The sequence below is a fragment of the Arenibacter aquaticus genome, from assembly GCF_003957295.1.
GTDB lineage: Bacteria > Bacteroidota > Bacteroidia > Flavobacteriales > Flavobacteriaceae > Arenibacter > Arenibacter aquaticus.
In genome coordinates this window covers 691,222-713,626 of the sequence record NZ_RQPJ01000021.1, presented here as the reverse complement: position 1 = coordinate 713,626, position 22,405 = coordinate 691,222, and the positions used below count along the sequence as shown (strand labels likewise).

The 22,405-nt window shown below is 38.4% G+C and carries 25 protein-coding genes and 1 tRNA gene; 7 read left to right on the top strand and 19 right to left on the bottom strand.

Going from position 1 to position 22,405, the window contains the following annotated elements; translation table 11 throughout:
• Nucleotides 1-32: 32 nt before the first annotated feature.
• The 3 genes from EHW67_RS20590 to xerA all read right to left on the bottom strand — a co-directional run bounded on the left by EHW67_RS20590 (nucleotide 33) and on the right by xerA (nucleotide 2,726).
• Nucleotides 33-1,136 (bottom strand): class I SAM-dependent DNA methyltransferase, encoded by a 1,104-nt coding sequence (locus tag EHW67_RS20590; RefSeq protein ID WP_202912010.1) that lies wholly within the window; start codon nucleotides 1,134-1,136, stop codon nucleotides 33-35.
• Entirely contained in the window at nucleotides 1,133-1,336 is a 204-nt protein-coding gene (locus EHW67_RS18835) for a helix-turn-helix domain-containing protein (RefSeq protein WP_126163928.1), read from the bottom strand. Before EHW67_RS18835 ends, EHW67_RS20590 begins: the two co-directional genes overlap by 4 nt.
• A gap of 262 nt (nucleotides 1,337-1,598) precedes the next feature.
• Entirely contained in the window at nucleotides 1,599-2,726 is a 1,128-nt protein-coding gene (gene xerA, locus EHW67_RS18830; protein WP_238389990.1) for a site-specific tyrosine recombinase/integron integrase, read from the bottom strand.
• Between the two features lie 62 nt (nucleotides 2,727-2,788).
• Here xerA and EHW67_RS18825 point away from each other — a divergent pair, with 62 nt between their 5' ends.
• Nucleotides 2,789-3,169 (top strand): DUF2116 family Zn-ribbon domain-containing protein, encoded by a 381-nt coding sequence (locus EHW67_RS18825; RefSeq protein WP_126163927.1) that lies wholly within the window; start codon nucleotides 2,789-2,791, stop codon nucleotides 3,167-3,169.
• A gap of 419 nt (nucleotides 3,170-3,588) precedes the next feature.
• On the opposite strand, the gene EHW67_RS18820 is transcribed toward EHW67_RS18825, so the two are convergent.
• Nucleotides 3,589-3,662, bottom strand: a tRNA-Met gene (locus EHW67_RS18820).
• A 135-nt stretch (nucleotides 3,663-3,797) separates the two neighbouring features.
• Here EHW67_RS18820 and EHW67_RS18815 point away from each other — a divergent pair.
• Both EHW67_RS18815 and EHW67_RS18810 read left to right on the top strand, forming a co-directional pair.
• A complete protein-coding gene (locus EHW67_RS18815; protein ID WP_126163926.1) occupies nucleotides 3,798-4,181 on the top strand; it encodes an START-like domain-containing protein in 384 nt (127 codons plus the stop codon).
• A 53-nt stretch (nucleotides 4,182-4,234) separates the two neighbouring features.
• Nucleotides 4,235-5,080, top strand: coding sequence for an aminotransferase class IV (locus EHW67_RS18810; RefSeq protein ID WP_126163925.1), 846 nt, complete (start codon nucleotides 4,235-4,237; stop codon nucleotides 5,078-5,080).
• Between the two features lie 5 nt (nucleotides 5,081-5,085).
• On the opposite strand, the gene EHW67_RS18805 is transcribed toward EHW67_RS18810, so the two are convergent.
• From EHW67_RS18805 to EHW67_RS18785, 5 genes are all read right to left on the bottom strand, one after another.
• On the bottom strand, nucleotides 5,086-5,646 hold the full coding sequence (locus EHW67_RS18805) for a YqgE/AlgH family protein (RefSeq protein WP_126163924.1): 561 nt from the start codon (nucleotides 5,644-5,646) through the stop codon (nucleotides 5,086-5,088).
• 114 nt (nucleotides 5,647-5,760) lie between these two features.
• A complete protein-coding gene (locus tag EHW67_RS18800) occupies nucleotides 5,761-6,033 on the bottom strand; it encodes an HU family DNA-binding protein (protein ID WP_126163923.1) in 273 nt (90 codons plus the stop codon).
• Between the two features lie 179 nt (nucleotides 6,034-6,212).
• On the bottom strand, nucleotides 6,213-7,160 hold the full coding sequence (gene fmt / locus EHW67_RS18795; protein ID WP_126163922.1) for a methionyl-tRNA formyltransferase: 948 nt from the start codon (nucleotides 7,158-7,160) through the stop codon (nucleotides 6,213-6,215).
• A complete protein-coding gene (locus tag EHW67_RS18790) occupies nucleotides 7,157-9,061 on the bottom strand; it encodes a RecQ family ATP-dependent DNA helicase (RefSeq protein ID WP_126163921.1) in 1,905 nt (634 codons plus the stop codon). The genes fmt and EHW67_RS18790 overlap by 4 nt, the downstream gene beginning before the upstream one ends.
• The gene (locus EHW67_RS18785) at nucleotides 9,061-9,603 is read right to left on the bottom strand and encodes an AAA family ATPase (RefSeq protein ID WP_126163920.1); all 543 of its coding nucleotides are present in this window, start codon (nucleotides 9,601-9,603) and stop codon (nucleotides 9,061-9,063) included. Before EHW67_RS18785 ends, EHW67_RS18790 begins: the two co-directional genes overlap by 1 nt.
• Nucleotides 9,604-9,718: 115 nt before the next feature.
• Here EHW67_RS18785 and EHW67_RS18780 point away from each other — a divergent pair, with 115 nt between their 5' ends.
• The 3 genes from EHW67_RS18780 to murA all read left to right on the top strand — a co-directional run bounded on the left by EHW67_RS18780 (nucleotide 9,719) and on the right by murA (nucleotide 12,071).
• Nucleotides 9,719-10,006, top strand: coding sequence for a DUF493 family protein (locus EHW67_RS18780; protein WP_126163919.1), 288 nt, complete (start codon nucleotides 9,719-9,721; stop codon nucleotides 10,004-10,006).
• An 88-nt stretch (nucleotides 10,007-10,094) separates the two neighbouring features.
• Complete coding sequence (locus EHW67_RS18775) at nucleotides 10,095-10,748, top strand: DUF4290 domain-containing protein (RefSeq protein WP_126163918.1); 654 nt, start codon at nucleotides 10,095-10,097, stop codon at nucleotides 10,746-10,748.
• A 15-nt stretch (nucleotides 10,749-10,763) separates the two neighbouring features.
• Nucleotides 10,764-12,071 (top strand): UDP-N-acetylglucosamine 1-carboxyvinyltransferase, encoded by a 1,308-nt coding sequence (murA, locus tag EHW67_RS18770; RefSeq protein ID WP_126163917.1) that lies wholly within the window; start codon nucleotides 10,764-10,766, stop codon nucleotides 12,069-12,071.
• Between the two features lie 853 nt (nucleotides 12,072-12,924).
• On the opposite strand, the gene EHW67_RS18765 is transcribed toward murA, so the two are convergent.
• The 9 genes from EHW67_RS18765 to EHW67_RS18725 all read right to left on the bottom strand — a co-directional run bounded on the left by EHW67_RS18765 (nucleotide 12,925) and on the right by EHW67_RS18725 (nucleotide 18,007).
• On the bottom strand, nucleotides 12,925-13,401 hold the full coding sequence (locus tag EHW67_RS18765) for a GAF domain-containing protein (RefSeq protein ID WP_126163916.1): 477 nt from the start codon (nucleotides 13,399-13,401) through the stop codon (nucleotides 12,925-12,927).
• Between the two features lie 69 nt (nucleotides 13,402-13,470).
• On the bottom strand, nucleotides 13,471-13,917 hold the full coding sequence (locus EHW67_RS18760; RefSeq protein WP_126163915.1) for a VOC family protein: 447 nt from the start codon (nucleotides 13,915-13,917) through the stop codon (nucleotides 13,471-13,473).
• A 115-nt stretch (nucleotides 13,918-14,032) separates the two neighbouring features.
• Nucleotides 14,033-14,449, bottom strand: coding sequence for a GNAT family N-acetyltransferase (locus tag EHW67_RS18755; RefSeq protein WP_238389988.1), 417 nt, complete (start codon nucleotides 14,447-14,449; stop codon nucleotides 14,033-14,035).
• Between the two features lie 316 nt (nucleotides 14,450-14,765).
• Complete coding sequence (locus EHW67_RS18750) at nucleotides 14,766-15,068, bottom strand: PQ-loop repeat-containing protein (protein WP_126163914.1); 303 nt, start codon at nucleotides 15,066-15,068, stop codon at nucleotides 14,766-14,768.
• Between the two features lie 155 nt (nucleotides 15,069-15,223).
• Nucleotides 15,224-15,757, bottom strand: coding sequence for a DUF3124 domain-containing protein (locus EHW67_RS18745; RefSeq protein WP_238389987.1), 534 nt, complete (start codon nucleotides 15,755-15,757; stop codon nucleotides 15,224-15,226).
• Nucleotides 15,744-15,974, bottom strand: coding sequence for a (4Fe-4S)-binding protein (locus EHW67_RS18740; RefSeq protein WP_126163913.1), 231 nt, complete (start codon nucleotides 15,972-15,974; stop codon nucleotides 15,744-15,746). The genes EHW67_RS18745 and EHW67_RS18740 overlap by 14 nt, the downstream gene beginning before the upstream one ends.
• A 2-nt stretch (nucleotides 15,975-15,976) precedes the next feature.
• Nucleotides 15,977-16,270, bottom strand: coding sequence for a GNAT family N-acetyltransferase (locus EHW67_RS18735; protein WP_126163912.1), 294 nt, complete (start codon nucleotides 16,268-16,270; stop codon nucleotides 15,977-15,979).
• A 192-nt stretch (nucleotides 16,271-16,462) separates the two neighbouring features.
• Nucleotides 16,463-17,341, bottom strand: a complete 879-nt coding sequence (locus tag EHW67_RS18730) for a pirin family protein (RefSeq protein WP_126163911.1) — start codon at nucleotides 17,339-17,341, stop codon at nucleotides 16,463-16,465.
• Nucleotides 17,342-17,416: 75 nt separating this feature from the next.
• The gene (locus tag EHW67_RS18725) at nucleotides 17,417-18,007 is read right to left on the bottom strand and encodes a Crp/Fnr family transcriptional regulator (protein ID WP_126163910.1); all 591 of its coding nucleotides are present in this window, start codon (nucleotides 18,005-18,007) and stop codon (nucleotides 17,417-17,419) included.
• Nucleotides 18,008-18,320: 313 nt separating this feature from the next.
• On the opposite strand from EHW67_RS18725, the gene EHW67_RS18720 reads away from it, so the two are divergent.
• Complete coding sequence (locus EHW67_RS18720) at nucleotides 18,321-19,166, top strand: DUF2911 domain-containing protein (protein WP_126163909.1); 846 nt, start codon at nucleotides 18,321-18,323, stop codon at nucleotides 19,164-19,166.
• Nucleotides 19,167-19,269: 103 nt separating this feature from the next.
• On the opposite strand, the gene EHW67_RS18715 is transcribed toward EHW67_RS18720, so the two are convergent.
• Entirely contained in the window at nucleotides 19,270-22,389 is a 3,120-nt protein-coding gene (locus EHW67_RS18715) for a DUF5107 domain-containing protein (RefSeq protein ID WP_126163908.1), read from the bottom strand.
• Between the last annotated feature and the right edge of the window lie 16 nt (nucleotides 22,390-22,405).

Sequence of the window (22,405 nt, the reverse complement as noted above, 5' to 3'; positions counted from 1 at the left end):
TGCGGACAAACAACTCCTGCTTTTCCATCATCTTATATTGAAGCCACAATATGTTGTAAAAAAGCAAAATCTCCATTAGAATAAGGTGGTTGTCCATAAACTAATCTTCCATAAGGGTCTGTAAAACCATCTTTAGGATATTCCAATTGAGGTGAACCATCTTTTTTATTCTTGGTTTTTCCCTTGCTATCTTTTTTTGGTTTGCCTGTTTTTGTCCAGTTCTCCTGCGAAAATGGAAAATTTGCCATTGCTAAATCAAATTGTTTGATTTCAAGCTCGTTGTCTTCTTCTACAAATTTTGGGTCGAGAATGGTGTCTCCTTTTTCTATTCGAGCATCCAATCCGTGAAGAATCATATTGATATTGGCAATCGCCCAAGTGTTCCAAACATCTTCTTGACCAAATAAGCGAATAGCTTTTGAGTTGTTGTAGTTTGTTTTGCAATATTTAGCTGCGTTAATCAAGAATCCACCAGAACCACAAGTTGGGTCGTAAACCGTTGTGTTTTTCTGTGGTTTTAAATAGCGAACAATGACATCAACAACTTCTTGAGGTGTATAAAATTGGCCAGCGGTTGTTCCACCTTTGTTTTCGTCTGCAAAACGCTTGATAAGATACTCATAAGCATCTCCCAAAACATCAACAGAAGCATTTTTGTTACTTAAATCTACAGCATCTAAATAACTAACTAAAGAAGTTAAAACCTGTGGACTTAACTTTTTACTACCAGAACCATCAGGTGCAGGTTCGTTCCAACGTACTGTGTTGATTACACCTTTTAAAACTGCTTTTCCTTGTCGGTCAATATTGGCATCTGCAATTTCGTTTACTGCTTTGTTCAGTTTTTCATTTTTCTTGTCAGGTGAAGCATCACGCACATCTTTCCAAAAGCAACCTGCTGGAATTTTAAAATCGTGTTTTTTACCTACGATTATTCTTTTTTCCGCTTCTGTTGGTTGTCTTCCTTCACGTTTTACAAATTCCTTGATTTCGTTTTCCGTTTCCCATTCGTAATTATCCGAAAGACGTTTGAAAAATAGTAGTGAAAGTATGTATGCTTTATAATCTTCTACTTTGTCACGTAGAATGTCAGCCATTCCAAAAAGTGTGCTTCCTAATGCTTGTTTTGTAATCATTTATTTAGTTCTGTTCTTTCAATTAATAATTCTTTGACTTCGACATTCAAGATTTCCGCAATCTTGTATAGGTCTTCCAAACTCGGTTGTCTTTTGTTTTGGGCGTAAGAATGTACCATATTGTAACTCTTTCCCAATTGTTCAGCCAACCAGATTTGTTTTATTCCTTTCTGTTCTAAAACCTCTTTTATTCGGTTCATTTTGAATTTTTTTAATTCAGTCAACTAATGTAGTTAACAATTTTCAAATACTCACTAAATGAGTATTAAAATTATCATTCAGTAATAATGAGCGTAGGGGAAAGGCAAGCTCTTTTTTATTTTGTGAGGCACGAGCAAAATGAAATGTGCTTGACTATGCGGTTGGCTTTTTTAGTTCAAAAGTTGAATTTCAGCTCGATTTTCGCATTACTTACAACGTACGGATATAACAACTAGTCATTATATATCCATTATAGGCCCACTAATCTAAGGGATTTTTAATATTATTAAAAGTATTTGTTGCTACATGGGTGTATATTTCCGTTGTTTTGCTAGAACCATGGCCTAATAGTACCTGTATCTGTCGTAGGTCCACACCTGATTCCAATAGGTGGGTAGCAAAGCTATGACGAAGTACATGTGGGGTAACAGTTTGTCCCACTCCTGCCTTTATAGCTGCTACCTTAACTATTTTCAACACACTTTCTGCACTATATCTATTGGCCTTACGTCCTTCGAACAAATATATTTGAGGTTTCCATTCCTTATAATACCTTCTAAGATCTTCCAGAGCAGTTGATGAGAGTAAAGTATGCCTATCCTTATTACCCTTGGCGGACTTCACACGAATAAGCATCCTTTTGCTATCCACGTCAGTGGGTTTTAGATTCAATAGTTCACTACGCCGCAAACCCGAGCTGTATAATAGGCTTATGATGCATTTATGTTTTAAATTATTGGCGTGTTCAATAATGGAAAGAACTTCCTCCTTGGATATCACCTTGGGAAGTTTATGTTCCCTTCTAGGACGTTCTATCTCGTAAAATCGGTTGGGCATGTCCATGACCACTTCATAGTAGAATTTAATGGCGTTTATGGCCTGGTTTAAATAGGAGTTGGATACTTTGCGCTGAATTAACTGTTGCAGAAAAGCTCTGATATCGCTTTCATCAATAGTGTGGAGATCCTTGTGTTTGTAATGATTAATGAACATTTCAAAGAAAGAAACATAGGTGCGTACCGTGCTGTTGGCATATCTCTTTAATTCCAGCTTTATGAGATATTCTTCTGGACAATAACGGTAATCAGGTATAGGCTTTCTCTTTCTATACCAATCAACGTCAACGGCTTCGTTATGGGTATTTAGGGGCTTGTTGGCAAAAAACCGGTTGTAGTTGATCCATACCGTACCTCTAAAGGTATTGTATATTATGCCGAGGTTTTCCTTGGTGTTGGGAATATAGGCCATATTGTGACGTTGGCTCCATTTGGGGTCTGGAAGACTTTTTATAAGGGCCTGTACCAGTTTGTCCGGCATAAATTTTATACCGATCATCTTCTGATCTTGGATCATTAGATGGTATAGGGTTATAGACCTAATGGGATTCATGTATCAAGTTTAACTAAGATCTGAAATATAAATAGTATATTATACGTATAATATTTAGGTAAATGGAAAGCAGCAGGATGTGTCCAGTCTGCGGAGCTACGATAAAAGGTAGATCCGATAAGAAATTCTGTTCGGCAAAATGCCGGTCCATCAACCAGTATGAAAATCGTCAAAAATCAGAGGCCTTTTATTTTAAGGTAGACAGGCAACTAAAAATAAACCGAAAACTACTAAAGAAATATAATAGGTCAGGGTATACCACTATTAGAAAAACAGTGCTTATAGAAGAGGGCTTCGATCCAAAATTTTTCACCCATTATTGGAAAAACAAAAAGGGCGATATTTATCTATTTGTGTATGAATACGGATTTTTGAGGAAAGTTGATAGGGGTAAAGAGAAATATGTTCTAGTACTATGGCAAGACTATATGGAAAGAAATTGATATTGATTTTTAAAAATTATTATAGCAAAATACAACCAACACAAACCAAATTAAATGCCTTTGTTTTATTATAATTCCTCTTACAAGGTTCCAATTTTTTAAGTGTTTTTTTTAAATATCTTTTTGGATGCGTTGGACCCGCCCGCGTTAGGGACCGCGGCGGCATCCCCGAAGCAAGGCAAGGGATATAGCCAAGGGCCCGACCGACGAAGGAGGGAACGCCCAAATTATTTAAAACATCCTTCTTTTTTAATAAGATTGTGTTACTATTTAAGAGAGTCTAAAATCGCTGTAAATTGTAAATTTTGGGTTAATTAGCGTTCACTACTACACACAAATAGAATAGATAGGTTTGGTAAAGGCATAAAAAAACGGATTGGCAGTAACCAATCCGTTGATTTTTAAAAACTTAAGTTTTGTAGCGAGAACGAGAGTTGAACTCGTGACCTCCGGGTTATGAATCCGACGCTCTAACCAACTGAGCTACCTCGCCGTGTTATTTTTAACGGGTGCAAATATAAAGGTAAATTTTCAGTCTTTCCAAATTAGATTGCATAAAATATTCTTACCTAATTATTTTTTTATCATTTATAAATATATATATTGTCCACCTTAAACACTATTCAGAATGGACGACAAAATTAAATTTGAAGTTGAATTTGTAATTCAATCCTCACCACAACTATTATATAATTATATATCCACACCTTCAGGACTCTCAGAATGGTTCGCAGACAACGTAAATTCTAGAGGGGAAATGTTTAATTTTATTTGGGATGGTTCCGAAGAGCAGGCTAAGTTATTAAAACGCAAAAGTGACGAATTTGTGAAGTTTACCTGGTTGGCGGAAGAGGACGACAGTTTTTTTGAAATGCGCATTATTGTAGATGAAATTACCAAGGACGTATCTCTTTTTATAACAGATTTTGCAGAAGAGGATGAATTGGACGAAGCTAAAATGTTGTGGGAGAATCAAGTATCCAGTCTAAAACAAGTTTTGGGGTCCGCTTAATTTATTATACCAATATAACGTATCTTTGGCCTTGATTTTTCAAGGCTTTTTTTATGATTAATTTTAACGGAAACCTCGTTTCTAAAGACAGTTTTTATCTAAACCAGGAAAATAGAGGGCTACGCTATGGAGACGCTCTTTTTGAATCTATGCGAGTGGTACACGGCAAAATTTTCTTTTGGGAAGACCACTACCTCCGCCTAATGGCTTCTATGCGGATTTTGAGAATGGAAATTCCTATGGATTTTACCATGGAATTTTTAGAAGGGCAGATCAAGGCATCTGTAGAGGCCAATTCCTTAATGGACCAAGCTGCACGGGTACGCCTTACCGTTTTTAGAAATAATGGCGGCTTGTATTTGCCTCAAACCAACGAAGTGTCCTACATAGTGGAGGCCAATACCATGGCATCGCCATTTTATGTATTGGAGAACAAGGAGTACGAAGTGGAACTGTTCAAAGATTTTTATGTGAACCCTGATATGTTGTCCAGTTTAAAGACCAACAATAAAATAATTAATGTAGTGGGGAGTATCTACGCAGCAGAAAACGGTTATCAGAATTGTTTGATGCTGAATAATGAAAAAAAGGTAGTGGAGGCCCTTAATGGAAATATTTTCTTGGTAAAGGGCAATTCTATTAAAACCCCGCCCCTAAAAGATGGCTGTTTAAATGGAATAGTACGTAAAAAACTTATTGCTATTTTGGAAAGTCTGGACACCTATGACTTTGAAGAGTCGCATATTTCGCCTTTTGAGCTTCAAAAGGCAGATGAATTGTTTATTACCAATGCCATTGTTGGAATACAGCCTATTGGCAAATATAGAAAAAAGGAATATGTGAGTACAGTGGCTACGGATTTAGTGGGTAAGCTAAATGCGGCTGCTAGATTAAACTAAGATTTTTAGTTGAGATTGGGATTTTCTGGGGCATTGGACCAAATGAGGTAATTGCCACCCAATTCCATCATTTTTTCTTTCCAAAAAGCACTGGCAGCTTTTTGAATGATATCACTTTCATATATATTCTTTACGACCACCCAGGATTTTGAAAGTAATTCCTGGTCCAATTGAAAGGAAGACCAACCGGAATAGCCCAAAAAGAATCGGATATCATTTTCTGAAATAATCTTATTGTTGATCAGATCTACAATAGATCCAAAATCGCCACCCCAATATATACCATCCGAGATTTCAATGCTGTTATGTATTAGTTCGGGGACCTTGTGTATAAAGTAGAGGTTGTCCTGTTCTACCGGCCCCCCGTTGTATACCTGAAAAGGAATATCGATTTCTGTAACCAGATCGTTGATATGGTAGTCCAATGGTTTGTTTAGAATAAAACCAACAGACCCCTCCTCGTTATGTTCCGCAAGCAGGACTATAGACCTGTTGAAGGAAACATCACCAGAAAGTGTTGGTTCCGCAATTAAAAGTTTGCCCTTATTTGGCTTTTCAGCAACCATATAATTTGTTCTAATATCCCTAAAATAAAACAAATACCTTAATCTGAAAAGTCTTTTGTACAAAAAAAGCACTTCTTATGAGGGAAGTGCTTTGATTGTATAATAAAATTATGACTAGTTTACTGCACCGCTCAAATCTGCACCTGCCTTAAACTTCACAACATTTTTAGCTGCAATTTGGATAGTTTTTCCTGTAGATGGGTTTCTACCTTCCCTTGCATTTCTTTTAGATACAGACCAAGATCCGAAACCTACTAAAGATACTCTATCACCTTTTTTTAGAGAACCTTCAACGTTTCCTAAGAAAGATTCCAATGCCTTTTTAGCTGCTGCTTTTGTAATGCCAGCATCAGCTGCCATTGCATCGATTAATTCTGTTTTGTTCATAATTTCGATAAATTAAGTGTTATTAATTATAATTTTAATACTTCAACAAATTTATACGGATTTGCCAGTAACGCAAGTAAAATAGGGGGAAATCCGCATTTTTGTTAATAACTTGAAACGTTTGTTGATAAAGTAGGAGGATTTTTACGTTTCACCGTACGGTCAATGTACATAGGGGTTTAGCGGACATAGGCGTTTTCTGCCAATTTTAATCCGTTTATAACCTCCTTGGTGAACATTTTCCTTTTCCCGGGCAATTGAATTTCCAATAGATTTATATAGCCTCCTTTTACGGCCACCTTTAATTCCTTTTTAGTAGCCAATAATGCTCCGGACTTTAGATCATGGTCCTCCCTTTCTTTTTCTGCAGCATATATCTTTAGGAATAATTGGTCCTCCCCGTTATATAATGTGGTCCAGGCTGTAGGGTAGGGGCTTAGCCCTCTAATATGGTTATGTAAGGCATCTAGACTTTGGGTCCAATCTATTTCACAGGTCTCTTTGTGCAGTTTAAAAGCTTCTTTTAAAGGCTCGCCTTTCGGTTGCTTGTACGGTTCAATGTCTTTATTGACTATCTTATCTACCGTTTCCAATACAAGATCTGCCCCCAAATGCATTAATTTGTCATGCAGGGAACCGGCCGTGTCATTTTCGGAAATGGCTGTTTTGCGTTGTAATAGAATTTCTCCAGTATCAATTTTATCATCAATAAAGAATGTGGTTACACCGGTTTCCTGTTCCCCGTTCATAATGGCCCAGTTAATGGGTGCCGCACCACGGTATTGGGGCAATAAGGAGGCATGAAGGTTAAAAGTACCCATACTTGGCATATCCCACACCGCTTTGGGCAACATCCTGAAGGCAACAACAATTTGCAGTTGGGCATCCAAAGATTTTAAATTTTCCAGAAAATCCGAGTCTTTTAAATTAGTTGGCTGCAAAAGTTTTAGCCCATTTTCCTTGGCATATATCTTCACGGCAGATTCATGTATCTTTCTTCCCCGTCCCGCTGGCTTGTCCGGAGCCGTTATAACCCCAACAACCGAATAATTCCCTTTTACCAGTTTGTCCAAAATGGCCACCGCAAAATCCGGGGTGCCCATAAATACTATTCGTGGTTTGCTCATTGTTCTATTATTTCATACTGGTTTATACTGTCTATTCTAATTTTTTCATCTTCCAATAATCTTTGTATAGCCAAGATAACAGAACTTTCCTTATAGGTCAATAATTGTATCAACCTTCTGGAACTTTCATTTTTTATTCTTAACAGTTTAAGAATATCCTGTTCAATGATAAAAATAATATCCCTATCTACAGGGGATTTTCTAAGGCATACATCGCATTTTCCACAATTCTCCTTACTAGACTCTCCAAAATAGGCCAGTAGCTGTTGACTCCTACAACGCTTATTATTATCTATATAGGCCAGCATTGCGTTTACATGCTCTGTCCTTACCTGCTGAATATGTTTAATTTTATTGGCGAAGATGTTTATGGTACGCTCATCTTCCCTGGGAACCAAAAACGTTATTTCCAGGTCGCTACTTTGTGCCTTGTATTCTATTATCTCGTCCTTTTCCAATTGTTGCAGTATGGCAAGCACTTCTTTTTCGGAATATTTTACCTTGGAAGAGATTAAATGGGGGTTAATTTTTGTTTCATAATCAAACACCCCTCCATAAGTGCGCAGTATTACTTGGACAACGGGGGCCGATTTCTGGTTTTTCTCCAAATAATTGAATATTTCCCTTTTGGCAGCAATCACTCTAATACTGGTCCTCTGTGAAAATGCTTCCGTTAAGGATAGCACGGAATTCTGGTCCAATAGCCGCAACCCATTATAGGCCAGTGCCGTATTTAGCTTATATATGCTGCAAAAAGAATAAAAGGGCAATGCAAAGGTTTCGCCACTGCCTTCCCCAAAAGGGATTTGAAAATAATTATTAAGTTTCCTATAGAGCAATTTAATAAAAGTCACGTCGGGCAGCACACTTAAAAATTGCTTGCGTACCTGGGTCTTATCCGTTTCATTGGTAATTAAGATGGCATTAGCGGGACTCCCATCCCTACCGGCCCTTCCCGCTTCCTGGAAATAGTTCTCCACACTGTCCGGAATTTGGTAATGGACCACTAGACCCACATCGGGTTTGTCTATCCCCATACCAAAAGCATTGGTGGCCACCATCACCTTTACCTTGTTCTGCAACCATTGCATTAATCGCTTATCCTTGTCCTTTTTGGATAGGCCACCGTGAAAAAAAGTTGCCGAATGCCCCTGTGCAGTTAGGTAGGAGGCTAGTTCTGTGGTCATCCGTCTACTGCGCACATATACAATTGCGCTATTACGGACTTGGCCACACAGTTCTTTCAGTCGGTATTTTTTATCCTCTTCCCAGCACAGGCTATAGGTAATATTGTTTCTGGAAAAAGAGTCCTTTATTACTAGTGGATCTTGCAATTGAAGGTTTTGGCAAATATCCTTCACCACCGTTTCCGTAGCCGTGGCGGTAAGGGCTATCATAGGGGCATTAGGGGCCAATTCCCTAAGAATATCACATTCCAAATAGGCCGGCCTAAAGTCATTGCCCCAATGGGAAATACAATGTGCCTCATCTATGGCGATCAGGTTAACGTTCATTTGTTTTATGCGCTCCTTGACCAGTTCTTGTTGCAATCTTTCCGGGGAAAGGTATAGAAATTTGTAATTGCCATATAAACAGTTGTCCAGTAAATCGTTTACCTCCCCAAACGAAATACCACCAGTGAGCGCAATGGCCTTTATCCCAAGCTTCTTTAAAGTGTCTACCTGATTTTGTATTAAGGCGATCAAAGGCGATACAACAATACATATCCCTTCCTTGGCCAGGGCAGGGACTTGGTAGCAAATAGATTTTCCGCCGCCTGTTGGCAACAAGGCCATAACATCCTGGTTGGCAAGTACGGCCTCAATAATTGCTTGCTGTGAGTTTCTAAAATTGGGAAATCCCCAATATTGTTGTAATATCTCCTGAGGGTGCTGCTGCACTATAGATTCTTTATTTTATTAAGTATAAAGGTAACCCGTCCTTCCACGGTTTCCTTGGGAACATCAATTATGTTATAGCCATATTTCTTATAGACCCGTTCCAAATAACTGTGTATACGTAAGGCCTGTTCAAAATTTTCGTAGCGTTCATTGTCGGACACGTGTATCTCCTGCCATGGTGGTAATAAGAACACATGGTCATACCTATGCAAAGTACAGCTCTCCACAAAATGCTCGCCATAAGTTTGGCCAAAACAGTCCATATAAGCCACCACATCAGGTATGCCCCTGTCAAAAAACACCAATGGTTTATCTATCTTTTCGGCAGCCTTGAACTGTTTTATCCTTCCTTCTATAATTCGCTCGCTAAAGAGGAGGGGATCAGACACAAACAATTGGGGAATTCCTTGTTTTCTGGCTTCTAGGGTAATCTGCCTAGAAATCTCATTGAAACAATAAAAACCTTTCTGTTCTATTTTTTCTATAATAGAGGTCTTTCCGGTACTGGGACCACCTGTAATAACAATTTTCTCGATACTCAAACGGTGTCATTTAGAGTTATGCCTATCGTACATAAAATGATCTTGCAAAGTAATGAAATACCCATAAGATTAAAAAATTGCCAATGATACTTTATATATTTGCAAAAACATTGGCATGGATCAAGCAAAATCAGACGAATTTTATAGTAGATTAAGGGAGCAGTTGGAACAAAGTACAAAATGGCCTTCCAAATACCTTTACAAATTTATAGTACCAACAGATCCTGAAAAGATTAAACAGATCCAGGATATTTTTGACAATACAGGTGCGGTTATAGAATCCAAGAAATCCAAAAATGCCAAATATACTAGCCTATCTATTACGGTAAGCTTGAAGAATCCGGAGGAAGTTATAGCAAAATATAAGGAGGTAGGGCAGGTAAAAGGGGTTATATCGCTATAAAATAGCATATCTGCCATAATTTTGTTATTTTGCAGACGTTATTTAGTAGACTTCCTTATCATAAATCATAAGCAATAAATATTTCAATTTGAATTTAGTAGAAAACTTAGAATACAATACTGAGCGGCCAAAGCTCATTATACCCGAATATGGGCGTCACTTCCAAAAAATGGTGGATCACGCTATATCTATAGAGGACGATGCCGAACGTAACCGTGTGGCACAGGCCATTATTAGCGTAATGGGCAATATTCAACCACACCTAAGGGATGTTCCGGACTTTCAGCACAAACTATGGGACCAATTGTTTATTATGTCCGATTTTAAACTGAATGTGGAATCCCCGTTTCCTATCACTTCCAAGGAAACTTTACAGAAACGTCCTGAACCCTTAGAGTACCCGCAGAACTTTCCTAAGTACAGATTTTACGGGAACAATATTAAACGCATGATAGATGTGGCCGTAAAATGGGAAAAAGGGGACATGAGAGACGGATTGGAATATGCCATTGCCAACCATATGAAAAAGTGTTACCTAAACTGGAATAAGGATACGGTAGACGACAAGGTTATTTTTAAGCACCTATATGAGCTTAGCAATGGTGAAATAGACCTTGCCAAAGAGGGTGAAAACCTTACTGAAAGCGGTCAATTCCTTAAAAACCGTGTAGCTAAGTCGCCAAGGAGCACTTCAGGAAAGAAAACACAAAGAAATCAAAATCGCGGTAAAAAGCGATATTAATATTCTCAAACCTTAATGGGAACATTTAAAATAGAAGGCGGTCATCAATTACATGGTGAAATTACACCGCAAGGAGCAAAGAACGAAGCTTTACAGATACTTTGCGCCGTACTACTCACTTCAGAAAAAGTATCCATAACCAATATCCCGGATATTGTTGATGTAAATAAACTGATTTCCCTATTGGAGGATTTGGGTGTCAAGATCCAGAAAAAGGGCAAGGGGTCCTATACCTTTATTGCGGATGATATTAATTTGGATTACTTGCAATCTGCCCAATTTAAACAAGACGGTAGGGGGCTTAGGGGATCCATTATGCTGGTCGGTCCATTGCTGGCCCGTTTCGGAAAAGGATATATTCCCAAGCCAGGAGGTGATAAAATAGGGCGTAGACGACTGGATACTCATTTTGAAGGCTTTATAAAATTGGGGGCCAAGTTCAGGTATAATAAAGAGGAACACTTCTATGGCGTTGAGGCCCAAAAGTTGAAGGGGACTTATATGTTATTGGATGAAGCCTCGGTTACCGGAACGGCCAATATAGTAATGGCAGCAGTCTTGGCAGAGGGCAAGACTACCATTTACAATGCAGCCTGTGAACCATATCTACAACAGCTGTGCAAGATGCTCAACAGGATGGGGGCCAAAATTTCGGGAATTGGATCTAACCTATTGGAAATAGAAGGGGTGGAAACCTTGGGAGGTACAGAACATAGAATGCTTCCAGATATGATCGAGATAGGTAGTTGGATAGGACTGGCAGCTATGACTAGAAGTAACCTTACCATAAAAGATGTTAGTTGGGACGATCTAGGGCAAATACCCTCAGTCTTCAGAAAACTGGGCATACAATTGGAACGTCAGGGCGATGATATTATCATACCCGAGCACAAGGATGGTTACGAGATCCAAAACTATATAGACGGCTCAATCCTAACCGTGGCAGATGCACCTTGGCCCGGACTTACACCAGATTTGTTAAGTATTATTCTTGTGATGGCCACACAGGCAAAAGGAGAAGTTTTGATACATCAAAAGATGTTTGAAAGCCGATTGTTCTTCGTGGATAAATTAATAGATATGGGCGCTAAGATTATTCTCTGTGATCCTCATAGGGCCACTGTTATTGGTCATAACTTTAAGTCGAGCTTAAAGGCCACTACCATGGTATCTCCAGATATTAGGGCCGGCGTATCCTTATTAATAGCTGCATTATCGGCCAAAGGTACCTCTACCATTCACAATATTGAACAAATAGATAGGGGTTATGAAAATATTGATACAAGATTGCGTGCCATTGGCGCCAAAATTACCAGGGTGTAAATAAAGATTTTATCCAAATAAAAAAAGCAGGTAATTCTTAATGAGTTCCCTGCTTTTTTTTGCTTAGGTACCCCGTAGCTTTTATCCACAGTACGTTTTGTGTTTTAAGCTAAACTCGGATCAAGTATAATTGCTGAGTTTACGCAAAAATCAGGATTAATTTGATCAGTCTTGTTTTTTTGTTCAATAATTTCAATTAATAGGAGTAACCGAGAAAAACCAATCATTAAAATATTCTTCCATTTAGTTCATTGATTTCTGCTTGTTATTTCAAGGTATTCATGAACTCTCGGTTTCTTTTCTTGTGCAATCAAACCGATGCCATGGCCTAAATCATTTCCACGGCTTCAATAACACTTAACCGCTATACCATCTGCGCTAGGGAAGAAGATCACCTGATAATTTACTTATAGTAAGAAGATAAAGGGTATTCAATAAAGGGAATATGATTTATCAACACTGCTATGTTGACGGAACAGAGTAAAGACCTATTTTTCAATTTCCAATAAATCAAGTGGTTTCCACATTGGAGGGAGGGAGGCGTCCATAGAGCATTTCACCCAAGTGAAAGCGGCCTGGACGCTGGGGCCGTGGAAAGTGCGTGGATTTACAGAAATTTAAAATAAGCCTTTCCTCGTCTACGGCTGGCTCCTCCTAATCAAGGTACACCGTACCTTGGTTATTCGGCCCTGGTCGTTTTTGGGCGATGCAAAAAATGAACAGAACACAAACTTGAGTTAGTAAATTATATCTATTTGTAATTCACACACAACTTATGGGAATGATCCCTAAACTAAGTTATATGGTTTATCACTACATTATTTGGTAGATAGTGGACTAAGGCACAATTATGTTAGGCGTGCAAATATTTGCTTATTTTCTCGCCAATGCTCATAAGGTCCTTTACCTCATCTTCGGTAAAGTCGTATGGTACAGGTTTGGCAATACCCAGGGTTCCATATAATTTTCCATCCAGTATCATGGGCACGGCAATAGAGCCCTCTACCTTAGTTTCCTTGGCGGCAGGCCTGGCCACTCCAGAATCATCGGTTTGGAGATTACACATTTCAACGGCTTCCATACGCTCTGCCGCTATACCTGCCATTCCCTTTCCTATAGGGATCTCGGAAAGCTTGGGAATTAAAAAGGCTGGTATACCCTGATGGGCCTGCACCTTTAACAAAGCGGTATTGTTATCTAAAAAATGGATGGTACCAGTGCTACAGTCAAATCCCGAAATAACGGTAGAAAGTACCTCCTGCCAATTAACCTCCTTTTTATTTAACAGGGTGTCTACCATAGTGTTCCTAGCTTTATCGGTATTGTTCATATGCTTTTTCTGTTTTTTATATTCCTTATCCAAATGTAGTAAATCCTACCAAAAAATAGTACAGGACAATTAATCATGTGCAGCATTGTTTACTTCTATCCAATATCCTTCAGGATCCCTTAAATAAATTTGCCGCACTCCGTCAGAACGTAAGGTAACGGCCCCTTTTTTACCAGGCCAATCTTCATACTCAACATTATTGCTCTCTAAATGGTCTATAAAGGCCTTTAAATCCGGGGTAGATAAGCATAGGTGCATAGATTTATGCTTCTTCATAACCACGGTATCCTTATAAATTAAATGAAGCTGCGAATTGCCCTGTACAGCAAACCATCTAAACCCCGGGGCCTTGTCTGGATGTGGTATTTCCTTTAATTGCAGAATATTGGCATAAAAATTAGCAGTAGCGTCTAGATCGTTGACAATCAAGGAAGAATGGTCTATCTTAAAATCAAAGGTCTGTGCATGTAGCTGAAGACTTAATAATACCAGAATGGCGAAAATTAATTTTTGCATGATGTATAGTTTATACTTTTTAGGACTTAATTGCATAGCTGCAAACGGCAACACGGCAAGAAAGGTAATCAAAAAGTAACCAATTGATAAATGTAGAATGACTTTAGGTAAATTTTTAGCAAATTATTATTTTTTCCATAACTACATAGTCTATTTCGCCTTTTGTAAAAGTAGTTTTGGTACTATGTAAACCAAATTTAAGGTAAAACTCTTTTTTGTCCGTTCTGGCATTACACCATATACTGTTCACCTTTTTACGTTCGGCATATGCCACAACATGAGTGAGCAACATGCTGGCGTATCCTTTGCCCTGTTCAGCTGTGGCTGTGGCCAATTTCCGAAACTGGGCGACCTTATCATCAATGAACAAAGATACTACAGAAGTTAGGGCGTTATTTACAAAGAGACCAAAATGAGTACCCTCGGCGTCATTAGGAAGTATAATATAGTTTTTGGGCATATCTGGCCACATTACGGTATGCCTTAATAAATATGTTGCTTCTGCCTTAATTTGTTTGATTTCAATATTCATATGACAATGATAATGCTTTAGCTATTGAAAATTAAGGAGCAACAAAATTAGTTATTAGCAATACAATGGGGAATGGGTATTACTGCAATATCTTTTGATGCCCCCCGGTAAACCTTCAAATACTACCGGGTATCCCCATGTTCCTAAGGCCACACCTTCTAAATCAATTTAATCCTTACACATAAGGACTGGTATGAGAACAAGTATTACGGGCTTGTTTTCTGTATGGTTTTCTTTATAGAGGTTCTCAAAAGGAAACCACATGTGGCCTAACCCATAGTACGCTATTGGTTCCCGATTAAAATATAAAGTTGATTTATTGAGTATTGGAAGGGTAACGCTTCCTTTTCCTTATCACTATGAAACACAGTATGGATTGTAATAGGACCGCAATGGCATTGGTAAGCCAAAGAGCCAGTGCATTAAAGCGCAATCCATAAAAACACCAAAAAAGATAAATAAATACCCAGCCAAAAATAAAACCGTTGGAAAGACTACTGGGGTGTTTATATCGGAATTCCTTTATAACCTGAATGGCGATGACCAAACAAGCACTGAGCCCTGCCACAATCCCTACGCTTTCAAATATATGTTCCGGAATATCATGAATTATGTTCATGTTCTTTAATTCTTAGTGGTCTGGGTTGGTAAAATATAACAAATATTGATAAAAATTTAACCATACATATCTAACCTAAATTTATAGTATCCAATTAAAGATAACTTATTTTCCTGTTAAGGCTGGGGGAAATTGATTGTTAAATAAAAAACAGACTATAATTTAATTCCCCGGGTGGTAAAAGAAATCCCCTGTTGTCCTGTAGTAGAGATCATTACAGCCTCAAAAATAGGTTCGTGTTCATTGGATGTCACAGCCCAATCAAAAACAAAATTGGCACCTGTACCGCCGTACTTGTCATCTTGATCTATAACAATCTCAATGGTTTCCAATGGTTTTAGATATATAGGGTTATCAAAATAGGTCCTAATAAGATCACCCTGGGTATTATAGTAATCGGCCTTAAATATATATATAGTGTCTGTTACGCTTACATTTCTCATACTGGCCGTGGCCGTCAAATGATGCAGTGTTTTTTCCGTTCCATCATAAATAGACGAATATATAGAAAGGTAAGAACTACCTTTTAGTAAGGTATCGTTAGCAGGGAGTTTGGCATATCTTTTTTTCCAATTTATGGGATCTAGGTGACTAACTTTTTTTTCTTCGGTACAGCTAAGGCCCATTAATAATATTAGTAAAACCAAACAACTCTTTTTCCCCATTAGTCCTTGTTTACTTTTTATCATTCGAGTAAAATGATAATGCCGCTGAAGGGCATTTTAGTATTTGCGATTTTAGTTCGTCCGTGCCAGCATTATTTGGCGTTATCCAGGGTTTGGCCTTGGGGTTGTATACTTTTGGCAAAGTTTTCACACAAATGCCTGAATGTATACATTTATGAGGCTTCCAAACGATGGTTATATCACCATTGGAATATTCCTTAAAATTTTCTTTAGCCTCCATAATCAAGAAATATTAATACCTTTTAAAACTAATTTTTTCCAATCTGGATGTCTTTTTATATATGCCGCCACAAAGGGGCACATAGGGATTAAAGTTAAGTCTTTTTTCTCAATATCCTCCAATACACTATGCACCAAAGATGAAGCAATCCCCTTGCCCTCCAATTGTTTTGGAACTTCGGTATGGGTGAGGTATATTTTATCCTTGGTCTTTATATATTCTATTTTGGCCAAAACTCCTTCTATATGATATTCATATTGTTTGGCTTGGGTATTGTCTATTAATTCATATTCCATGACTCAAGTATTTAGGTGTTATGGTATACCGGATGAATTATGGAACCATTGAGCGAGAGCTCTATTTGTTCCGTATGCCTTTTCGTATATCGGTATTGTTAATACTTCACAGTTATTATTAAAAAAATGCTGGATAATAGTAAGAATAACGGTCCAGTTAATTAGACCGTTATACTACTTCTAAGATAAACATTAGTCTTCCAAGTATCCAAATTTCCCTAGGTTATAATCTGATATGGCCTGAGCTATTTCCTCACGACTGTTCATAACAAAGGGACCCTGGGCCACAATAGGTTCGTTTAAAGGTGCTCCACTCAACAACAGAACTATGGACTTATCACTGGCCTGTATGTGAAATTGTTCCCCTTCATTTTCAAAGAGTACAAAATGATCAGTGCCAATGGTTTTGTCCCCATTTACTTTAATCTTACCTTTAATCACTAATAGCGCGGTATTATGTGTAGTAGGGAAATTAAAATCTGCTTCGGCCCCTTCTTCCAATCTTGCATTGAACATATTTACATCGGAAAAAGTACTGGCTGCCCCTTTCACATCTTTATATTTACCGGCAATAACCTCTATTTCTCCTTTGTGGTTTGGCAATTGGAACCGGTTAATCTGGGATTTTGTGATTTCTTGGTACTTTGGGGAAGACATCTTGTATTTTGCAGGAAGGTTCACCCATAATTGAGCCATTTGAAAATAACCACCTTCCTTGCTAAATGTTTCTTCATGATATTCCTTATGGAGTATCCCAGAAGCAGCTGTCATCCACTGTACATCGCCCTCACCAATAATTCCACTGTTCCCGGAACTGTCATGATGTGCTACCTTGCCCTGATAGGCAATAGTGACCGTTTCAAACCCCCTGTGGGGATGAACACTTACCCCCCTTGGTGTATCGGTTGGCGGAAAATAATATGGAGAATTGTAATCCAAAAGAATAAAAGGATCCATTCGCTGCATATCCAAATGATACCCGCTAGGTATAAAATTATGAACCCTAAATCCGTCGCCAACAAAATGGGGTTCCCTAGGTGCTACTACTACTTCTATATTTTTTGTTTTCATGATTATTGTTCTTTAACGTTATACAATATTAGGGGTTTGCACTTTTATGTGCATTGATGTATGTTAAGAACAACTCTAGTTTTGCTTAAAGTTCTTTTTTGCCAGTTCCTTTCTAACGCGACTCAAACTTTCAGGGGTAATTCCCAAATAAGAAGCTATCATCCACTGTGGTACTCTTAGGGTTAGGTCCGGATACAGTTTTATAAATTTAATATACCTGGTTTCCGCACTGGCACTTAAAAGCAAGTTTATCCTTTTTTGCTGATGTCGTATGTGGTTATGGAGTGCTATTTCATTGTACTTTCTAAATGAAGCACTTATTTCACTGGCTTGGGTAATAAACTGAGGATCAATTAAGACCACATCGGTATCTTCAATTGCATCTATGAACAAATCTGAAGGTTCATTAAAAAATGTACTGCTTCGATCTACCACTATCCAATTTTCGGATCCAAATTGAATAATATGCTCTTTTCCCAGGGTATCTACCGTATAGGCACGTAAAAGACCACTCTCCACAAAAAAGGAATGCTGACAAACTTCGCCAGGACGCAAAATGACATTACCCTTGGGTATATGTTTCACCTTAATTTTTTTTATTAAGGTTTGGAATTCCGGTTCAGCTATATTGGCCTTGGCTTTCAGGTATTTTGTAAAATTTTGCATGGATAGCGTTAGCGTGCTTATTTAATTGACGATACAATTTCTTTTAATATTTCCAAAATATTCTATGAATCCAGGATTATTGTCCATTTTACAATACCATTCCACAGCTTTAAAATTGGCCTCATATTGTTTTGGCATCCATAGGATAGCTCTGCTACTTCTAAAGGTAATAAAATAAGCCACAATCCAAAGAGAGCCAATCTGCAATCATGGAGGAAATACCCTAATATATTGGGGTGAAATCTCTTTTTTAGTATTCCTAATTACACTATTAATCCGTAATTTAGCTTAAATAAATAAAACACATATCAACATGAAAAAATTAGCTCTATTTGTAATTATGATCGCTGTATCCTTTGGAGTACAGTCCCAGATCTCAACACCGGCACCGAGTCCGGCATCTACCTTGATACAAAAGGTAGGGTTGACCGATGTAACGGTTGAATATTCAAGACCATCTATGCGAGGTAGAACTATATTTGGGGACTTGGTTCCCTATGATAAATTATGGCGTACAGGGGCCAATGCCAGAACAAAAATAACCTTTAGTGATGATGTAATGATAGGTGATCAGGAACTTAAAGCTGGTTCCTATGCTATTTTTACAAAACCGGGAACCTCTTCTTGGGAGGTATTTTTCTATACCGATACCAATGGAGGAGGAACGCCTTCGGATTGGGATGAGACTAAGGTAGCCGCAAAGACTACTGCTCAGGTGTATTCCATGGATATGCCAGTAGAAACCTTTACCATAACTATCGATGACCTCTCTGCCGATTCAGCAACCTTGGGGATGCTTTGGGAAAAATCCTATGTGGGCGTGAAATTCAGCGTGCCAACAGATAAAACCGTCATGACGGGTATTGAAAGAATAATGAACGGTCCCACGGCGAACGACTATTACGCTGCAGCTGTTTATTATATGAATTCCGGAAAGGATATTAACAAAGCCAAGGAATGGATGGACAAGGCTATGAGCATGACCGATAAGCCAGCATTTTGGCAATTAAGACAACAATCTTTGATCTATGCCAAAGCAGGCGATAAAAAGCAAGCCATTGCTACGGCCAAAAAGTCTTTGGCTGCTGCAGAAGCTGCAGGTAATGATGATTATATAAAGATGAACAAAGACTCCTTAAAAGAATGGGGGGCAATGTAGACTTCGTTTTTTAAATAATAAAAAAGCTCACTGTTTAGTGAGCTTTTTTTGTTTTAAATCAAATTTTAAGTACGAGCAGAACATAGTATACACTACATTATTACTATAACTTACTGCTTGCCTGTAAAATTTTCCACACGCTACGTTTTAAACCCGACTTGGTTTTTAAAGGAATGTTATAGTCTTTTTTAAATAACGAAAGTACCCATTCAGCTTCCTCGTTTCCTTTTGCTGCAGCAGTTGACAATTTTTCCTGCAGTTGAACTAAATCTGTTTCCCTCCCCATCTTTTTTAGGGACAACAGCCTATAAAGATCATTGGAACCATAGGTGTTGCCTTTCTGGAGCCTTGAAATAATATTGCCTAACAATTCTTTCTTTTTATCTGGATCATTAAGTAGTTCATAGCAATGGGCAAGCAGATAGTCCTGCATTCTTTCATCTACAGTATGGGGTTTGCCCACTCCTAGGTTTTCTGGCCATTGCTTGGAGGTCTCCAAGAGGGTTATGGCTTTGGCGTATCTTTTGTGTTCTATATTTTTCAATGCCAATAGAATATGGGCCTGCGTAAAGATATGTTTGCTTTCTGAGGCATGCTCAAAAGGCAGGATTTGAATATTGTTTAAAACCTCTATGGTCTTTTTATATTCGTCTACAAGTAGTGCTGCCTTAGTATAAATTAAACCAATATTGGCATTAGGGGAAAAGGTCCTATATGCCTTTCCTGCCATTTTATAGGCCTTATCCGTATGGTCATGGTCCAAATAAAACTGTATTGTTTCTTCCCATATCTTCCAGTCATCGGCCTTATACTGTAGCGCCTTTAAATAATCATTTTCTTTTTTGGGGTAATTGTTATCATTCAGCATCTTCGCCCTAAACCTATAGAATATGTGGGAATCGGGTTCCATGCCACAATCTTGTAATAGCTGTAAGCCACTATCATATTGTCCAATGGCAATATAGTTTTGAGCCAAATAATATGTAAGCTTCCAATCTTGATCCCTAGAATGCGCCCATTCCAAAACAGCTGTAGTTTCTGCTCTATAGGGGTACACAAAGTCGATAGGGGATTTTAGTACTTGTGTTAGGAGTTGCTGGCTTCGGGTGGAATTGGACTCTCTTAGCAAATAGGATTTCCATAAATCTGCTTTTACATCATTTGTTGCCAATTCCAGTACTTCCAACGCCTCTTTGGTAAGGCCAAGACCTTGATAATATATCGCTAGTTCCAAAATGGTTTCGTTAGGAAATTCATTTTTAATGGTATTAGGAACCGATAGAGGGAGATCATTATTAATTAATTGCGACTCAATAAGGGCAAAATGATTAAGGGGATCCGCTGTAAGTAGAGCGTTGTAGGCCCTATCAAATTCAGATTTGTCGCTCATCTTTCTGGCAAGTAGTAATTGTATTTGTTTGGCATTTATGTTATAAAGGTTATAGTCCAATGCCTTTTGAGTATATAGTTCTGCCTTCTTAAAATTATTCTGCAAAAGATATACTTCGGCCATTTGCGCAAAAGAGACCGATCTAAATTGCATACTTCTTGCCGCCCAACCAAATGATTCCAAGGCATTGATATAGTCTTTCTGTGACCTATAAATAATTCCCGCCAAATAATTGGCCTCAGGGAGATAGGTATCCTGTTTTAAAACCTTGTTGACATATATTAATGCAGTACTGTAATTGGTTGACCGGTACTCCAATTCAGCTAATTTCAGTAAAGCGCCCTGATGGGCAGGTTCCCGGTCAAGGAGTTGTTTTAATTTCTCCGATGCCAGTGCGTAATCCCTGAATTTTAATGCCTCCCAACCTTCATGATATAATTTTGCATTCTCCGAAACAACAATATTTTCGTCGTCCTTAAATGGTCTTTTTAGGAGAGACCCTTTATTATTGTTGGTATAATGTAGTTTGCTATTGCCTACTTTTACCACAATTTCGCCCTTGGGCTGTTTTGGGAGTAGCTTGGAAAATAATTCCATGGGGGCTAAATCGAGGGCTTCTGTAAAAATTTCTTTACCATTGATCTCTACTTGTAAGGTATCCTTAAGGTTTTGTAAAGCATTGATCCCTATGTATAGTCCATTATCTGATTCCTTTACATTAAGAACCCCATTTTCGTTTGCATCAACCATTCCGCCAATTTCTTTGAAAGGAAACCAAATTTCCCGCCATCTATCCATGACATAGGGTTCAAAATTGGCTTGTGAAATGGGATTGGTATCACCTGGGAAATACTGATTAAAAAGTCTACCGGCTTGAAATTCCATATACTGTCCGTCATGGTCCGTAAGCAGGTCTTCCCATATTCCACCAGATCTGGCCTGGGACCATAGCCACAGTTTCTGTCCCGGCATCTCATCATAGGGAGCCCAATGTCCAAAACCAAACTCCTTGTTGTGGTAATAGCCTCCAAAAAAATCTTTAAAATCGCCTACCACATGTTCAGAGACATCCCCTCCAAAATTATTGTTCTTATAAAGGGATAAATCCCGTCCTTCTGAATCTATGGGCCAAGGTTTGGCGTCCCCACCATGTTCCAAGAATTGATTTCCTGGATATATAAACTCAAGGTCATCCGAAACTACTGCAGCAGCGGTCATCCAATTGTAATAGGATTGGTTTAGGGGAGAGGCATTGTACCATGAAGCGTTGGTCTCAAAATAGGCCTTATCTTCTTCCAATTTTATTTCTACCCTCCATACAGTACGGGAAGGCAGATCCATATTGCCCACCACACAGCTAACGCTGCCATCCGCATTGGAAATTACCTTATAATCTACAGGAGTGGCAGTAGAGGGGTGATGGCCTATGAGTCCAAAATTGAATTCTATCCCTCCAGAAGTCCATGGACCACGCATAGCGATGTTTCTAAACTTGACCACCTCGTTTTTATAGAGAAATTCTTCACCTGTACTTTTTTCTATGGCCCCCCATACTTTTCCACCTATTTCCGGAAGTACAAATACCTTTATATAGTCATTTTCCAAGGTAACTACCTTCCAATTTTTCTTCTTTGCCACATGTTCGTATTCTTCAAATTTGAAATACGGAAAAATTTTCGCATTGTCGGTAAGGATAGGGACGGGGTTGGGTTTATTGAAGTTATAAGTCTTTAGCGACATTACTTCTTCTTTGATGGTCAGAGATGGCACTTGGGCCATAGTTCCGAGATATAATCCCAGAGCCATTACTAAGCTGATACTCCTTAATTTCACATTTCTATTGTTTAGT

Coding starts and splice junctions, on each gene's coding strand:
- EHW67_RS18825 (WP_126163927.1), top strand. CDS start 2,789: ATGGAAAGCAGCAGGATGTGTCCAGTCTGCGGAGCTACGATAAAAGGT.
- EHW67_RS18750 (WP_126163914.1), bottom strand. CDS start 15,068: ATGAACATAATTCATGATATTCCGGAACATATATTTGAAAGCGTAGGG.
- EHW67_RS18800 (WP_126163923.1), bottom strand. CDS start 6,033: ATGAACAAAACAGAATTAATCGATGCAATGGCAGCTGATGCTGGCATT.
- EHW67_RS18725 (WP_126163910.1), bottom strand. CDS start 18,007: ATGCAAAATTTTACAAAATACCTGAAAGCCAAGGCCAATATAGCTGAA.
- EHW67_RS18720 (WP_126163909.1), top strand. CDS start 18,321: ATGAAAAAATTAGCTCTATTTGTAATTATGATCGCTGTATCCTTTGGA.
- EHW67_RS18805 (WP_126163924.1), bottom strand. CDS start 5,646: ATGGTTGCTGAAAAGCCAAATAAGGGCAAACTTTTAATTGCGGAACCA.
- EHW67_RS18815 (WP_126163926.1), top strand. CDS start 3,798: ATGGACGACAAAATTAAATTTGAAGTTGAATTTGTAATTCAATCCTCA.
- EHW67_RS18765 (WP_126163916.1), bottom strand. CDS start 13,401: ATGAACAATACCGATAAAGCTAGGAACACTATGGTAGACACCCTGTTA.
- xerA (WP_238389990.1), bottom strand. CDS start 2,726: ATGAATCCCATTAGGTCTATAACCCTATACCATCTAATGATCCAAGAT.
- EHW67_RS18745 (WP_238389987.1), bottom strand. CDS start 15,757: ATGATAAAAAGTAAACAAGGACTAATGGGGAAAAAGAGTTGTTTGGTT.
- EHW67_RS18740 (WP_126163913.1), bottom strand. CDS start 15,974: ATGGAGGCTAAAGAAAATTTTAAGGAATATTCCAATGGTGATATAACC.
- EHW67_RS18755 (WP_238389988.1), bottom strand. CDS start 14,449: ATGAATATTGAAATCAAACAAATTAAGGCAGAAGCAACATATTTATTA.
- EHW67_RS18810 (WP_126163925.1), top strand. CDS start 4,235: ATGATTAATTTTAACGGAAACCTCGTTTCTAAAGACAGTTTTTATCTA.
- EHW67_RS18730 (WP_126163911.1), bottom strand. CDS start 17,341: ATGAAAACAAAAAATATAGAAGTAGTAGTAGCACCTAGGGAACCCCAT.
- EHW67_RS18735 (WP_126163912.1), bottom strand. CDS start 16,270: ATGGAATATGAATTAATAGACAATACCCAAGCCAAACAATATGAATAT.
- EHW67_RS18835 (WP_126163928.1), bottom strand. CDS start 1,336: ATGAACCGAATAAAAGAGGTTTTAGAACAGAAAGGAATAAAACAAATC.
- murA (WP_126163917.1), top strand. CDS start 10,764: ATGGGAACATTTAAAATAGAAGGCGGTCATCAATTACATGGTGAAATT.
- EHW67_RS18760 (WP_126163915.1), bottom strand. CDS start 13,917: ATGCAAAAATTAATTTTCGCCATTCTGGTATTATTAAGTCTTCAGCTA.
- fmt (WP_126163922.1), bottom strand. CDS start 7,160: ATGAGCAAACCACGAATAGTATTTATGGGCACCCCGGATTTTGCGGTG.
- EHW67_RS20590 (WP_202912010.1), bottom strand. CDS start 1,136: ATGATTACAAAACAAGCATTAGGAAGCACACTTTTTGGAATGGCTGAC.
- EHW67_RS18780 (WP_126163919.1), top strand. CDS start 9,719: ATGGATCAAGCAAAATCAGACGAATTTTATAGTAGATTAAGGGAGCAG.